The sequence below is a fragment of the Klebsiella sp. R390 genome (assembly GCF_051131745.1).
Lineage (GTDB): Bacteria > Pseudomonadota > Gammaproteobacteria > Enterobacterales > Enterobacteriaceae > Klebsiella.
Map to the genome: position 1 here is coordinate 4,491,327 of NZ_CP180445.1, position 14,565 is coordinate 4,505,891.

The following is a 14,565-nucleotide window of genomic DNA, read 5'->3' on the forward strand; positions in this document are numbered from 1 at the left end:
GTTAAATGAGAGTCCTCTATGAAAAACGTTGTGTTTATCATGCCCTTTTTAGGGAATACAGGCGCAGAAAAAGTCATCTTCAACATTATAAATAATTTGGATAGAAATGTTTTCAAACCGTTCTTACTACTCTATCGACAAGATGACAAAAGAAACTCTTTAATCAAAGATTTATCAAAGGACGTGGTTGTTGATTATTTAAATATACGTGGGAGAATACGAGAGGCTCTACCTTTATATATTATTGGGATAAGACGGTTTTGTAAAAAAAATAATATTGATACAATGTTCATTAGCGATGGGACGTCAAATGCAGTGTTTAGCCCTTTTTTGCCACTAATAGGGCGTAATATTAAAAAAATAGCCAGGGAATCTAACTTACCTAGTCTCTATGAAAAAAATAGAGTGGTTAATTTTTTATATAAGAGATTTTATAAAAATTATGATGTCATCATCGTTCAGAGTAATGAAATGTACAATGATATGGTGAATAATTTAAAACTCCCAGAGCTAAAAGTAATAAAAATAAACAACCCATTGGATCTGTCCTACATTAGAAAGTTGTCTAAGATGCAATCCGAGATTTCGATGGATTCAACCAAGATTAACTTATTAACAATTGGTCGACTTACTTACCAAAAAGGATATGATTTACTTTTAAAGGCATTTTCTGAGATTGATAATGAAAACTATCATCTTACAATCATAGGTGATGGTGACGACCGAGAGTCTTTAGTATCTCTTTGTGTGAGCTTAAGGTTAGAGGGAAAAGTTACTTTCATAACAAATACCAACAATCCTTATGCAGTGATGAAAAAATCTGACATTTTTATTTCTAGCTCGAGATGGGAAGGTTATCCTAATGTTGTTATAGAGGCTATAGCTTGTGGTTTACCTATCGTCGCAAATGATTATCCAGGCGGAATTCGCGAAATTATTACTTCCGATAATGGTGTAATCTGTGACTTGCCTAATGAATTGGGGATAAGCTTAAAGAAAGTTCTTGATTTAAACTCCATCAAATTCGATGAATCTGTCATTGATGATATTTATTCAAAGTATCAAAATGCTTTGATGTAATTTTTTATATTGTCGAGGGTAAAATGAGAAAGACTCTGCTATCCATTTTGTTTGCTGTCTATACTGCCAATTCTTATTCATTTGAGCAGGGTGTTAACTTGCATATCAAACATTATAGTGGTGACCCTCAGGTTTATTTAAATTTAGCCAGACAAAATGGATTTACCTCTGTTCGTGATGATTATTCATGGAATTTAGTTCAACATGATGGCAAGAAATTCGAAATGTATGGAGACTTAAAGAAATCAGATTACTTTTTCTCGAATAAAAATGATCTGTCAAAAATGTTGATTTTGGGATATGGGAATAAATATCTTACTAAAAATAATTACCCTACTCAGCAAGAAGAGATTGATGCCTTTGCAGAGTATGTAAAATTTACTGTTAAACGTTATAAAGGCAGTGTCAAGTATTATGAAATATGGAATGAATGGCTGTATGGGACAGGGATTCCATTTCGGGCTAATACACCCGATGTTAAAGTGTTTTATAAACTTGTTCAAAAATCTTCTCAAATAATACGGCAATACGACCCGAATGCAATCATTATAACTGGGTCGATTAACCCTCTTAAAGATAGAGAGCGGCAGTGGATGGATGATTTAATAGATATGGGGGTTTTGAATTATATCGACGGTATCTCATTGCACCCTTACTCCTATGGAAATCCCATTCATACATTGAGAGAACCTGCCAATAATTTAAATGAAATAGACAAGTATGAAACTTACTTAAGACAAAAAACGAAGAAAGAGATTCCATTGTACATCACAGAGTTCGGATATACTTCTTACAAGGGACAAAATTCAGTCCCACCTGAATCAATAATTAAATATTTGCATATTTATATGAGCGAAGCTAAGAAACGACCATATATTAAAGGGGTGTGGTGGTATGATTTAATTGATGATGGTACTGATCCCAATAATAAAGAACACCATTTTGGTATTTTAAATAAAAATTTTCAAATCAAATAAATAAATTCTCCACAATGTTATGTTTTATTCATTAATTTAATTAAATGAGGAATCTTATGATTTTGCCTGTAATTATGGCCGGTGGAACTGGTTCACGCCTATGGCCGATGTCGAGAGAGCTTTTCCCAAAACAATTTCTTAAATTAACTGGTGAAAACTCGATGTTGCAGGAAACTCTGCTTAGACTCGATGGGTTAGATGTCATCAATCCCATGTTAATTTGCAATGAACAGCATAGATTTCTGGCTGCGGAACAGTTAAGGCAAATCAATAAACTTTCGAATAATATCATTCTTGAACCTGTTGGGCGTAATACAGCCCCAGCTATTGCGTTAGCTGCTTTTTGTGCAATGAAAAATGGCGAAGATCCTTTATTGCTAGTACTTGCAGCTGACCATGTTATTGAGAATAAGGATGCCTTCCATCGTGCAGTAGAAAGTGCTATTCCTTTCGCGCAGAATGGTAATCTTGCTACTTTTGGTATAGTGCCTGCTGGGCCTGAAACTGGATATGGTTACATCCATCGTGGGAATGCTCTTGTAAAAGATACGAATACTGCATTCACTGTGAAGGGCTTTGTAGAAAAACCTGATATGGCAACTGCCATTAGTTATCTAGAATCCGGAGAGTTTTACTGGAATAGTGGTATGTTCCTCTTCAAGGCTTCGACTTTCCTTAGTGAATTAAGAAGGTATCGGCCAGATATATATGAAGTTTGTGAAAGCTCAGTACAAGAATTACATTTTGACAAAATAGTTGATTTTATCCGAATTGATAAAGAGATATTTACATCTTGTCCAGATGAATCAGTTGATTATGCTGTAATGGAAAAAACGCAGCATGCAGTAGTTATTCCTTTAGATGCTGGGTGGAACGATGTAGGTTCATGGTCCGCATTATGGGAAGTTAATCCGAAAGATAGTCATCAGAATTGTATTTCAGGTGATATATTTACCCATAATACTAATAATTGTTATATTAATACCGATGAAGCATTAGTAGCTGCTATTGGTGTTGAAAACTTAGTTATAATAAATACGAAAGATGCCACGCTGGTCATTAACAAAGATAAAGTCCAGGATGTCAAAAAAGTAGTGGAATATCTAAAAGGCAATGATAGAAAGGAATACCGGTTACACAGAGAAAATTACAGACCTTGGGGCTTACAAGACAAGATTGTTACTCAACCCCGCTATCATATAAACCGTATAACTATAAATCCAGGTGCGAAGCTTTCTCTGCAGAGACATTTGCATCGAGCTGAGCATTGGGTCGTTTTATCTGGAACCGCAAAGGTTTCATTGGATGGAAACGAATTCCTCTTAACTGAGAACCAGTCTACTTTTATTCCTTCAGGCTCAGAACATATGTTAATGAATCCAGGGAAGATTACCCTCGAAATCTTGGAAATAGCATCAGGCTCTTATCTTGGTGATGATGATGTAATTCGTGTAACCGATCATTATAAAAATTAGTTGTTAAGGATGAAAAATGAATAGTAATTTAACATGCTTTAAAGCTTATGACATTCGTGGAAAATTAGGCGTTGAGCTCACTGAAGATATAGCCTATAGGATTGGTCGTGCATATGGGCAATACTTAAAACCTGAATGTGTGGTTGTGGGGGGGGATGTACGCTTGAGTAGTGAGCCATTAAAAACTGCTTTATCAAATGGTTTGCGAGATTCAGGTGTAAATGTTGTTGATATTGGCCTTTCAGGAACGGAAGAAATTTATTTTGCCACATCGTATTTAAATGTTGACGGCGGTATTGAGGTTACAGCGAGTCATAACCCTATTGACTACAATGGTATGAAACTTGTGCGCCGTAATTCTCAGCCTATAAGTGGGGATACAGGGTTATTCGAAATAAAGCGCCTTGCGGAAGAGAACGCTTTTATTGAATGTCCTGCGTCCCAACGAGGTACTTACAAAGAGATCTCGACACTATCCGCATATATAGAAAAATTGCAAAGCTATATTGAGTTATCAAACTTTAATAGAAAATTGAAACTAGTAGTAAACTCTGGTAACGGTGCTGCGGGTCATGTCATTGACGCCCTGGAGAGGGTTTTCATAGAGAATAATATAGATATTGAATTCATTAAAATTCACAATGAGCCTGATGGCGGTTTTCCAAATGGGATCCCGAACCCTCTTTTACCAGAATGTCGGCAAGATACAATTGATGCAGTTAAGTTGAATGGTGCTGATATGGGGATTGCATTTGATGGTGATTTTGACCGCTGCTTTTTATTTGATGAAAAAGGTAACTTCATCGAGGGATATTACATTGTCGGTCTGTTAGCTGAGGCTTTCTTAGAAAAAAGCCCTGGGCAGAAGATCATTCATGATCCAAGGTTGAGTTGGAACACTGTTGATATTGTTGAACAATCAAATGGTATTCCTATTATTTCAAAAACAGGACATGCTTTCATTAAAGAAAAAATGCGTAGCGAAGATGCAATTTATGGTGGAGAAATGAGCGCGCATCATTATTTTAGAGATTTCTTTTACTGTGATAGCGGTATGATTCCATGGTTATTGGTTGCCGAGTTACTTTGTGTAAAAAAATGTACTTTAAGTTCATTGGTTGAAAAAAGAATGGATTTATACCCAGCATCTGGAGAAATTAATAGCATAATTGCTGATCCTTCTGCTGCTATTGATAATGTCCTTAAGCATTTTGAGTCGAGTGCAATAAATATTGACTATATTGACGGTATTAGTGTTGAGTTTAAAGAGTGGCGGTTTAATTTGCGCTCGTCTAATACTGAGCCTGTTGTTCGTTTAAATGTTGAGTCTAAAGGTGATATTAGCTTGATGCAGGAGAAAACTCAGGAAATATTAAACCTTCTTCGTAATTGAAATTAACTTTATAAGTGCCTCGAACTTAAGGCTATATTTTGTTTTTATAGATTCGTTTATAAGATAAGGTTACTATTTTAATAGTAACCTTTACGTAAGATTCGACGTTACTTCGAGTGAACTACTTATGAAAGACTTCCATCGAGGACGTGCAAATGCATCTTTAATTTCTATGATGCAACGTTTTTCTGATATCAGCATTATTATTTTTTCTTTCTATTTGACTTTTTATTTGTTTAACAATTTTTTTGATTTTAATAATATTCTAATACCACTTTTATCTTTGGTTGTTTTTCAAATGATAGGGGGTATCACGGATTTCTATCGTTCTTGGCGTGGCGTTAGGATTTCTGTTGAGTTACAGTTGGTCATTGGCAACTGGATTATAAGTTTGTTACTGACCCTCGGTATGAGTTCTATTTTAGTTGTCTATAATATTTCTTTTGTTTTTTTTATTTCATGGTTTGCATTAGGCTTAATCGGTTTTATTATTTGCCGAACTTTTATTAGGTATGTCTGCGGAAAACTAAGGAATTATGGTTTTAACACCAGACGCGTAGCCGTCGCAGGAAGTATGCCTTCGGGACTTTTTTTATTGAAAAGTTTTAATAGAGCTCCTTGGTTAGGCTTTTTAGTTAAGGGCGTTTATGATGAAGATATAGTGAGTGACTCTGAGATTTCTTATCTTGGTGATTTTAACAAATTAATTCAAGATGCCAAGAATGGAGACCTTGATAAAGTTTATATAGCTCTTAGTATGTCTGAGGAAACCAAGATAAAAGACTTGGTCAAGGCTTTAACTAATACCACGTGCTCTGTTCTTCTTATTCCAGATTTGTTTACCTATAATATTTTACAGTCACGCACAGAGGAAATTAATGGTGTTCCTGTTGTTCCCTTGTTTGACACACCTCTTGATGGTATCAACCGAGTTATTAAACGGTTGGAGGATTTTTTTGTATCATTAATTATAATTGTTTTGATTTCTCCAGTGTTATTGATTATTTCTCTTGCTGTAAAATTAACATCACGTGGACCAGTTATTTTCAAGCAGATAAGATATGGGATGGACGGGAAACCTATAAAGGTTTGGAAGTTTAGGTCAATGACTGTAATGGAAAATAATGACGTTGTTATTCAAGCTCAGAAAAATGATGTTCGAGTAACAAAAATAGGTCGTTTTTTGCGAAGAACTTCATTAGATGAATTACCTCAATTTTTTAATGTTCTCTTTGGACAAATGTCCATTGTTGGACCAAGGCCTCATGCTGTGGCGCACAACGAGCAGTATAGGACGTTGATTGAAGGGTATATGCTGAGACATAAAGTTAAGCCTGGTATTACAGGACTGGCTCAGATCAATGGTTGGCGTGGAGAAACTGATACTATTGAAAAAATGCAGAAGCGCATTGAATTCGATTTGCTTTACATTCAAAACTGGAGCGTTTTCCTGGACTTGAAGATTATATTTCTGACAATATTCAAAGGGTTTATTAGCGATAGAGCATATTGATTGTATTTTATCCATTTTGGTAAAGCTCAGGGATTGCATATCCAGGAATGATTTCTGATATTCTATATAAATTCGGCGGTTTAAGTTACACTTGAGTTTTCTTGTCACTGCGAACGCGTCGCAGCGACCACACCAGACAGGAGTATGTAATGTCCAAGCAACAGATCGGGGTTGTCGGTATGGCAGTGATGGGGCGTAACCTTGCGCTCAACATCGAAAGCCGTGGTTATACCGTCTCTGTTTTCAACCGCTCCCGTGAAAAGACCGAAGAAGTGATTGCCGAGAATCCAGGCAAGAAACTGGTCCCACATTATACCGTCAAAGAGTTTGTTGAATCCCTCGAAACTCCACGCCGTATCCTGTTAATGGTTAAAGCCGGCGCTGGTACTGACAGTGCGATTGATTCCCTTAAGCCGTATCTGGACAAAGGTGACATCATCATCGACGGTGGAAACACCTTCTTCCAGGATACTATTCGTCGTAACCGTGAACTGTCAGCCGAAGGTTTTAACTTCATTGGCACAGGTGTTTCTGGTGGCGAAGAAGGTGCACTCAAGGGCCCGTCTATCATGCCTGGTGGCCAAAAAGAAGCTTATGAGCTGGTAGCACCAATTCTGGAGCAGATCGCTGCTCGTGCAGAAGACGGTGAACCTTGTGTTGCCTATATTGGTGCTGACGGTGCTGGCCACTATGTCAAGATGGTGCATAACGGCATTGAGTATGGCGATATGCAGCTTATCGCGGAAGCATACTCTTTACTAAAAGGTGGTCTGGCTCTTTCTAATGAAGAACTGGCAACTACCTTTACCGAGTGGAACGAAGGTGAGCTTAGCAGCTACCTGATTGATATCACCAAAGACATCTTCACTAAAAAAGATGAAGAAGGTAAATACCTTGTTGATGTGATTCTTGATGAAGCGGCCAACAAAGGTACAGGTAAATGGACCAGCCAGAGTTCACTCGACTTGGGCGAACCATTGTCCCTGATTACCGAATCTGTCTTTGCGCGTTACATCTCTTCACTTAAGGACCAGCGTGTTGCAGCGTCAAAAGTCCTGACGGGACCAAAATCGCAACCGGCTGGTGACAAGGCTGAGTTTGTAGAGAAAGTTCGTCGCGCTCTGTATCTGGGCAAAATCGTTTCTTATGCTCAGGGCTTCTCCCAACTGCGTGCTGCGTCCGATGAATACAATTGGGATCTGAACTATGGTGAGATTGCCAAAATCTTCCGTGCCGGTTGCATCATCCGTGCTCAGTTCTTGCAGAAGATCACTGATGCTTACGAGCAGAATGCGGGTATCGCTAACCTGCTGCTGGCGCCATACTTCAAGCAGATTGCTGATGAATATCAGCAGGCGCTGCGTGATGTCGTGGCTTATGCTGTTCAGAACGGCATCCCCGTTCCGACATTCTCTGCAGCCATTGCCTACTACGACAGCTATCGTTCAGCTGTCCTACCGGCTAACCTGATTCAGGCTCAGCGCGACTATTTTGGTGCCCATACCTATAAGCGCACTGATAAAGAAGGCGTATTCCATACTGAGTGGATGGAATAACCATTTCTGATCAAAGGTAATCAAATCCCGGTTATTTAATGACCGGGATTTTTCAATGAATCTCTCTCAATTTGAATACATTCTGTTAAGAATGTTTGCCCTCATATCAGAGCTTTGCTACTTGCTCTTGACCATCCCTGGTCTGTTTCTTGACATGCATCAGGACAGGGAGTACAACCGCCATAAGTCTTGATTACAGGGTGGCAACTATGCCGCTGTCCAGTTAACTGATTAAAGTGTGATCGAATGAAAATTACTATTTCCGGCACCGGTTATGTTGGTTTATCAAACGGCATCCTGATTGCGCAGAACCACGAAGTGGTTGCGTTGGATATCGTACAATCTAAAGTCGATATGCTTAACCAGAAGATATCGCCGATTGTCGATAAAGAAATTCAGGAATATCTGGCCGAAAAATCGCTGAATTTTCGTGCGACAACTGACAAACAAGATGCCTATCGCAATGCTGACTATGTCATTATCGCGACACCAACTGACTACGATCCAAAAACTAACTACTTCAATACCTCAACGGTTGAAGCCGTTATTCGCGATGTGACTGATATTAACCCTAATGCCGTGATGATCATCAAATCGACCATTCCGGTTGGTTTTACTCGTGACATCAAGGAACGACTCGGTATCGACAATGTGATTTTCTCACCAGAATTTCTACGTGAAGGCCGGGCGCTGTATGATAATTTGCACCCATCTCGTATTGTTATCGGTGAGCGTTCTGAGCGAGCAGAGCGTTTTGCCAATCTGCTGAAAGAAGGGGCGATTAAAAAGGATATCCCGACGCTGTTTACCGATTCGACTGAAGCCGAGGCTATCAAGTTGTTTGCCAACACCTATCTTGCGCTGCGTGTGGCCTATTTCAACGAACTTGATAGCTATGCAGAAAGCCAGGGCTTGAATAGCAAGCAAATTATTGAAGGTGTTTGCCTGGATCCGCGTATCGGCAACCACTACAACAACCCGTCATTCGGCTACGGTGGCTATTGCCTGCCGAAAGACACTAAACAACTGTTGGCGAACTACGAATCAGTACCAAATAACATCATTGGTGCTATCGTCGATGCGAACCGCACTCGTAAAGACTTTATTGCGGACTCCATCCTTGCGCGTAAACCGAAAGTGGTAGGGGTGTATCGCCTGATCATGAAGAGTGGATCGGATAACTTCCGTGCCTCTTCAATCCAAGGGATTATGAAACGCATTAAAGCCAAGGGTATCCCAGTAATCATCTATGAACCGGTTATGCAAGAGGATGAGTTTTTTAATTCTCGAGTAGTTCGTGATCTGGAAGATTTCAAGCATGAGGCTGATGTCATCATATCTAACCGCATGGCGGAGGAACTTGCTGACGTAGCCGAGAAAGTTTATACGAGAGATCTTTTTGGTAATGACTGATGAATTGAAATTTTTTAGTTAAGTCTCAAATTCGTTACTGTGGACAGCTTTTGCTACATTAGACATGGATGCCTGAAACACATCCATGTTTGCCCTGTATATTATATATTATCCAGGCATTATATTTTAAAGGTGAATAATGAAATTTTTAGTTACTGGTGCGGCGGGATTTATAGGATTTCATGTAAGTAAACGTCTGTTAGAAGCAGGGCATAGCGTAGTCGGCATTGATAATCTCAACGATTACTACGATGTCAATCTTAAGCTATCTCGCCTGGAGCTGCTGCAGTCTTCCTTGTTCACTTTTTATAAAACCGATCTCGCCGATCGGGAAAGTATGACGCAAATCTTTACCTCCGAGAAGTTTGACAGGGTGATTCATTTGGCGGCACAGGCAGGAGTCCGATACTCGCTGGAAAATCCTCACGCCTATGCTGATGCTAACCTGATTGGTTATCTGAACATTCTGGAAGGCTGCCGCCACAATAAAGTACAGCATTTGCTGTATGCCTCTTCCAGTTCAGTGTATGGGCTGAACCGCAAAATGCCTTTCTCCACCGACGATTCGGTCGATCACCCGGTATCGCTGTATGCCGCGACGAAAAAAGCCAACGAGCTGATGGCTCATACCTATTCTCATCTGTATGGCATACCCACTACCGGATTACGCTTTTTCACGGTGTACGGTCCATGGGGACGTCCGGACATGGCGCTGTTTAAGTTTACGAAAGCCATGCTGGAAGGTAAAAGTATTGATGTCTATAACTATGGCAAAATGAAACGCGACTTCACTTACATCGACGACATTGTGGAAGCGATCATTCGTATACAAGATGTCATCCCACACGCTGATGGTGAATGGACTGTAGAGAATGGCTCCCCAGCAACGAGTTCTGCTCCTTATCGCGTATATAATATTGGCAATAGCTCGCCGGTCGAGTTAATGGACTATATTACCGCACTGGAAGAGGCTATGGGGATGGAAGCGGAGAAAAATATGATGCCAATACAGCCCGGGGATGTATTAGAAACAAGCGCTGAGACTAAAGCTTTGTATGACGCTATTGCTTTTAAACCACAGACAACTGTTAAAGATGGTGTAAGTAAATTTGTTAATTGGTATAAAGAGTTCTATCGCTAAAAAAGTATTATCAAAAATTCTCTGCGACTAGTCATCGCATAAACATCGCGTAAAAGGTGATCGCCCAAGTGGTCACCTTGCAATAACAAAAAAGATTATAGTCAACTTGATATATTTTTTATTGTATAGCTTATCTCACAACATACTTATCTTACATGCTTCTGTGAAATCATTTAACATCATTAAATTAGTTCATTTTATCTGAGTTAGATAAATGATACTCATTATTTATATTCCCTTATTGGGAGTTCCAAGATATCACATAAACGCATCCCTCATGTAGTTTCCTGCATTTATTAAATTTCGATTTAATAGCCCCTGGATTTTATGTCCCCCTGGAACAGTTTATTCCTGAATTTATATTATCAATGTTTTTTTTCGAAAAAAACGTGCTCTGTAATCTATCATACGCCACTCTATGCCCTGAAGAAGTAAAATACGTTATTTTACCCGAGTTGTCCTGTTAAATATCTTGATGAATGTACTTTATGTTGAATTGCCGGGCTAAAAAGCCATTGTTATGACATGTTCTTTATTTCATCTTCTGAGTAACTGATTGTTATATATTAGTATATCTAAATGTATAGTTGAATATAAGGTTTGAACGGGTGTATTGGTTGCTGATAAAACATTCTTGATCTTATTGTGATTGTTAACGTATGCTAGCAAACACTTTTTCGTTGTTTATTATAAGGAGGTATATTAATGTTGTTTGTTGTGGAGTGAAAAGTTATTTTTGATGCTCAGGAAGAAAAGTATATCATTATTTGCATGTCAGCAAAGTTTAAATTTATTTGTATTGTTGTCTTTGTTGTCTTTGTTGTCTTTGTTGTTTTATGTTTATAATGAATAGTATGCTGTTTTTATATTTTATTGTAAGTTGTGGTGTGGTTGGCTTTTATTTTTTAAATGATGTGATTTATTACTAATTAATAATGATAGTGACGTTTTTTTAGGCTTGTGTAGTTTTTAGAAATCTATAGAAATATATTTTTATTGTTGTCCTCTAATCTGGTATTGATTAGTTAAGCGATTAACCTACCAAAATTGGGAGGCAGCAGATAGGCAGATAGTTGGGTTTTTCAATGAAAATAAATAAACTAACCTTGACAAAATGACGCTCTCCTTCTTTATTTACAGAGAGAGTAATTATGCTAAATGCTCTCAGTCGACTCGATAATTGCTTTTTTAGTAAAAAATTCAGCAATTTGGGGATTCCTCAAGAGGGTTTAAGATATGGCTTCACTTGCGAACCAAACCACAGCAGCTGCTTTGTATTATGCAATTCTAGGTACGAATCCAAGCGATACAGAATTTAAAAGTATAGGCCAAAAAATTGAAAATGGACAATTAACTCAAGAAGATTATATCACTTCTTTACTCAACTCTGCTTCCGGGCAATCCTTATATCAGGGCCTAACAAATGAACAAGTTGTAACGAAGGTTTACACACTAATTTATGGTAGCGCTCCGACGCAGAATGCGGTCAACCAGTATCTTACAGCTCCTAGCCTTTCTTCTGCATTGACACAGGTAGTTGATAACTTGTTGGATTACAGTGGTTTTGATTCATCAGTCCTTGCAGAACAAGCTTTATTTGACCAAAAAGTAGATTCGATTCTGTATTCCACTACCGCGAGTATTGGTTCTTTAGCTGTGCAAGAACAAGTCGCAGCGTCTTATCTTGCCATGTTAGGACGCGATCGCTGGGTTGATTCTGCCGGGTTAAAGTATTGGAGCGCAGATCTTACCAGTGGAACAACTTATGAAAATATGATTAAAAAGCAACTGCTTACCTCTGAATATCAAAAAAGAGTTGGGCAGTTGAATGGTGATGATTTTATTGCAAAAGTATTTAAAATTGTCCATGGTGCAGCTGCTACTTCAGAACAAATAGCTGTTTTTTCAGCGTTAGGTACTAATAAATCTGTGGTTGCGGCTGCAATAATCAATGATCTTCGAAATTCAACAGCAACTGACGATACAACTGTTTCTCAACAGCATTCGTTCGAATATCTTATTGGAACAAGCTTAGACTATAAGACATCTGCGGTTCTTTCTACAACAGCTGGCGGTGGAAACGCAACGGGTACAGTCAACACTAACGCTAGCCATCAAATCAGCAACGCAGAAACTGCAGTTCTCACTAATGTCCTTCTCAACGCTAACGCAGCGACAACCGTCAATTTAAAATTTGCCGATCATCTGGCGGATCTGTCGATAGGCGGTGCTAGCGCAGCAACAATTAACCTTTCTGATAACGGGGTTAACCCAGGCGTTAATGTTACTGTGAATAACGGAAGCGTAATTTTAAACGCCAGTTCTGGTGCCGATAAGGTGCTTTTGACAACTGATGCCGTTGTTGCCTCGGCGACTGGCCAGTTTAATCTTGGTGCGGGTAATGATTCGCTGAAATGGTTAGGTAACGGTGTATCGAATGGGGCTAATACAGTCTCAACTAACATTACAGCTAATGGCGGTCTTGGTATTGATACCATCTCCGCAAACCTGCTCACCAAAAATATTGCGGTTTCGGCTCCTGGACTTACACGTACCGTTACGATAAGCACCAACGCCTCGCAGTTTACCAATTTTGAAAAAGTAGATCTTGCTGGTTACATTGGCAAAGCGACTCTTACTGGTTCTACATCTGGAGCAACTACTCCTGCGAATCATACTTTTGACTTTGGTATACTGACTGGCAACGCATCGAATGAGTCGGGACTTACTGGTACGCTAACCACCACAGTCAACCAACCTGCAACATCAACCATTGGTTCTCAGGGGTTTGTGCTTTCCGGGCTTGCTGATCAGGTGCATGTAATTAACGCAGCAGGAGGTAATTCTGCGCAGTTAGAAGTCACCGGCAATGCAACTGCTGCTAGCAGTGTTGATATTACCTTCCTGGCAAATGCTACTGACCATTTTAACGTTAATTTTACTGCAACCAGTAATAGTGATGTGAATGCGGGGGGGCTCTCATTAATAAGCAGCAGTACTGTGCTTGGCGGTAACGTGGCGTTGGGTACTGTGAATATTGGCTCCGGTGGTACCGGTAGTTTTGACAATATCCTGTCTCTGACGGGGTCAAATGCCCAAGTTCAGAATATCAATGTTACCGGGGATCATACCCTGAATCTGACGGTAGGTTCTGGATATAGCAACATCCATAATATTGACGCCTCAGCTAATACTGGCGGGCTCGATCTTAACGCTAATGTCGGTGGTACTGGTGACGGCATCATTACCCAACTATTGAAGATCCTTCCTCTTAGTGCCGCAACAGTCCCAATTGTCAATACCTTGTTAGGCCTGTTGGGCCTGAATAGTGGCTACCATATGGATGTTGAAGGAACATCGGCTAACGATAGTTTTAATGTGCTGGGTAATACTCTGGTGTCGGGTGGAAGCGGTGAGAACTTGTATCAGCTGAAATCCAGTACGGTCAACTCGGGCGTCACTATTTCCGACTTCAGCAGTACAAAAGACACCATCTTTGATGCTACGTCAGGTCTGACTATCAGCGACAATACTGCGGGAACAGCCATTTCTGATTATGGTACTCGCACGACCGATGTTGTTGATGCGTTATTGGGGACGCTGGTTGGTGGGATCACTGGTGGCGTTGTTGCTTTGCTGGGGCAGATTCTTGGTATCGGCGGTAATGGCTCACTGACGAATAAAGTCGGACTTGCTTCGGTAGTTTGGTCTGGCCAGTCTGATACTGCCAGTTCCTACTTGATCATTGATAATAACAATAACCATAACCTCGACTCCTCAGATACCGTTGTTTATCTGTCTGGTCAAAACCATCAGCAGCTAGTTGATACATTGCATTACGCATGATAATGATGGTTTTTTGGTCAATCATTTAGCATGCAATTATATTAAAAGCGGAAAGGGTAACCTTTCCGCTTTTATGTGATGAAGATCTAATTATTCGGCCTTAATTTACCATGTTTATTATATGCCTTTAAACATTCGATTTCACATTGTTCAAATAATTTTTTTATGAGC

At 39.4% G+C, this 14,565-nt stretch carries 9 protein-coding genes; all 9 read left to right on the forward strand.

The window, feature by feature from the left end; genetic code table 11:
* Positions 1 to 18 precede the first annotated feature (18 nt).
* The 9 genes from ACMYSP_RS21025 to ACMYSP_RS21065 all read left to right on the forward strand — a co-directional run bounded on the left by ACMYSP_RS21025 (position 19) and on the right by ACMYSP_RS21065 (position 14,394).
* Positions 19 to 1,080, forward strand: a complete 1,062-nt coding sequence (locus ACMYSP_RS21025) for a glycosyltransferase (protein ID WP_434583979.1) — start codon at positions 19 to 21, stop codon at positions 1,078 to 1,080.
* Positions 1,081 to 1,103: 23 nt separating this feature from the next.
* Positions 1,104 to 2,057, forward strand: coding sequence for a cellulase family glycosylhydrolase (locus ACMYSP_RS21030; protein ID WP_434583980.1), 954 nt, complete (start codon positions 1,104 to 1,106; stop codon positions 2,055 to 2,057).
* A gap of 56 nt (positions 2,058 to 2,113) precedes the next feature.
* Positions 2,114 to 3,532, forward strand: coding sequence for a mannose-1-phosphate guanylyltransferase/mannose-6-phosphate isomerase (locus tag ACMYSP_RS21035; RefSeq protein ID WP_434583981.1), 1,419 nt, complete (start codon positions 2,114 to 2,116; stop codon positions 3,530 to 3,532).
* Between the two features lie 16 nt (positions 3,533 to 3,548).
* A complete protein-coding gene (locus tag ACMYSP_RS21040; RefSeq protein ID WP_434583982.1) occupies positions 3,549 to 4,925 on the forward strand; it encodes a phosphomannomutase CpsG in 1,377 nt (458 codons plus the stop codon).
* 127 nt (positions 4,926 to 5,052) lie between these two features.
* On the forward strand, positions 5,053 to 6,438 hold the full coding sequence (gene wcaJ / locus ACMYSP_RS21045) for an undecaprenyl-phosphate glucose phosphotransferase (RefSeq protein ID WP_434583983.1): 1,386 nt from the start codon (positions 5,053 to 5,055) through the stop codon (positions 6,436 to 6,438).
* Between the two features lie 149 nt (positions 6,439 to 6,587).
* On the forward strand, positions 6,588 to 7,994 hold the full coding sequence (gene gndA, locus ACMYSP_RS21050) for an NADP-dependent phosphogluconate dehydrogenase (protein WP_032717890.1): 1,407 nt from the start codon (positions 6,588 to 6,590) through the stop codon (positions 7,992 to 7,994).
* Positions 7,995 to 8,240: 246 nt separating this feature from the next.
* Positions 8,241 to 9,407, forward strand: coding sequence for a UDP-glucose 6-dehydrogenase (gene ugd / locus ACMYSP_RS21055; RefSeq protein WP_434583984.1), 1,167 nt, complete (start codon positions 8,241 to 8,243; stop codon positions 9,405 to 9,407).
* 139 nt (positions 9,408 to 9,546) lie between these two features.
* Entirely contained in the window at positions 9,547 to 10,548 is a 1,002-nt protein-coding gene (locus ACMYSP_RS21060; RefSeq protein WP_434583985.1) for an NAD-dependent epimerase, read from the forward strand.
* A 1,236-nt stretch (positions 10,549 to 11,784) separates the two neighbouring features.
* Positions 11,785 to 14,394, forward strand: coding sequence for a beta strand repeat-containing protein (locus tag ACMYSP_RS21065; RefSeq protein ID WP_434583986.1), 2,610 nt, complete (start codon positions 11,785 to 11,787; stop codon positions 14,392 to 14,394).
* Positions 14,395 to 14,565 lie beyond the last annotated feature (171 nt).

Bases quoted from the DNA above. Each gene is read 5' to 3' on its own strand.
- gndA (WP_032717890.1), top strand. From the start codon at position 6,588: ATGTCCAAGCAACAGATCGGGGTTGTCGGTATGGCAGTGATGGGGCGT.
- ACMYSP_RS21065 (WP_434583986.1), top strand. From the start codon at position 11,785: ATGGCTTCACTTGCGAACCAAACCACAGCAGCTGCTTTGTATTATGCA.
- ACMYSP_RS21060 (WP_434583985.1), top strand. From the start codon at position 9,547: ATGAAATTTTTAGTTACTGGTGCGGCGGGATTTATAGGATTTCATGTA.
- ACMYSP_RS21030 (WP_434583980.1), top strand. From the start codon at position 1,104: ATGAGAAAGACTCTGCTATCCATTTTGTTTGCTGTCTATACTGCCAAT.
- ugd (WP_434583984.1), top strand. From the start codon at position 8,241: ATGAAAATTACTATTTCCGGCACCGGTTATGTTGGTTTATCAAACGGC.
- wcaJ (WP_434583983.1), top strand. From the start codon at position 5,053: ATGAAAGACTTCCATCGAGGACGTGCAAATGCATCTTTAATTTCTATG.
- ACMYSP_RS21035 (WP_434583981.1), top strand. From the start codon at position 2,114: ATGATTTTGCCTGTAATTATGGCCGGTGGAACTGGTTCACGCCTATGG.
- ACMYSP_RS21025 (WP_434583979.1), top strand. From the start codon at position 19: ATGAAAAACGTTGTGTTTATCATGCCCTTTTTAGGGAATACAGGCGCA.
- ACMYSP_RS21040 (WP_434583982.1), top strand. From the start codon at position 3,549: ATGAATAGTAATTTAACATGCTTTAAAGCTTATGACATTCGTGGAAAA.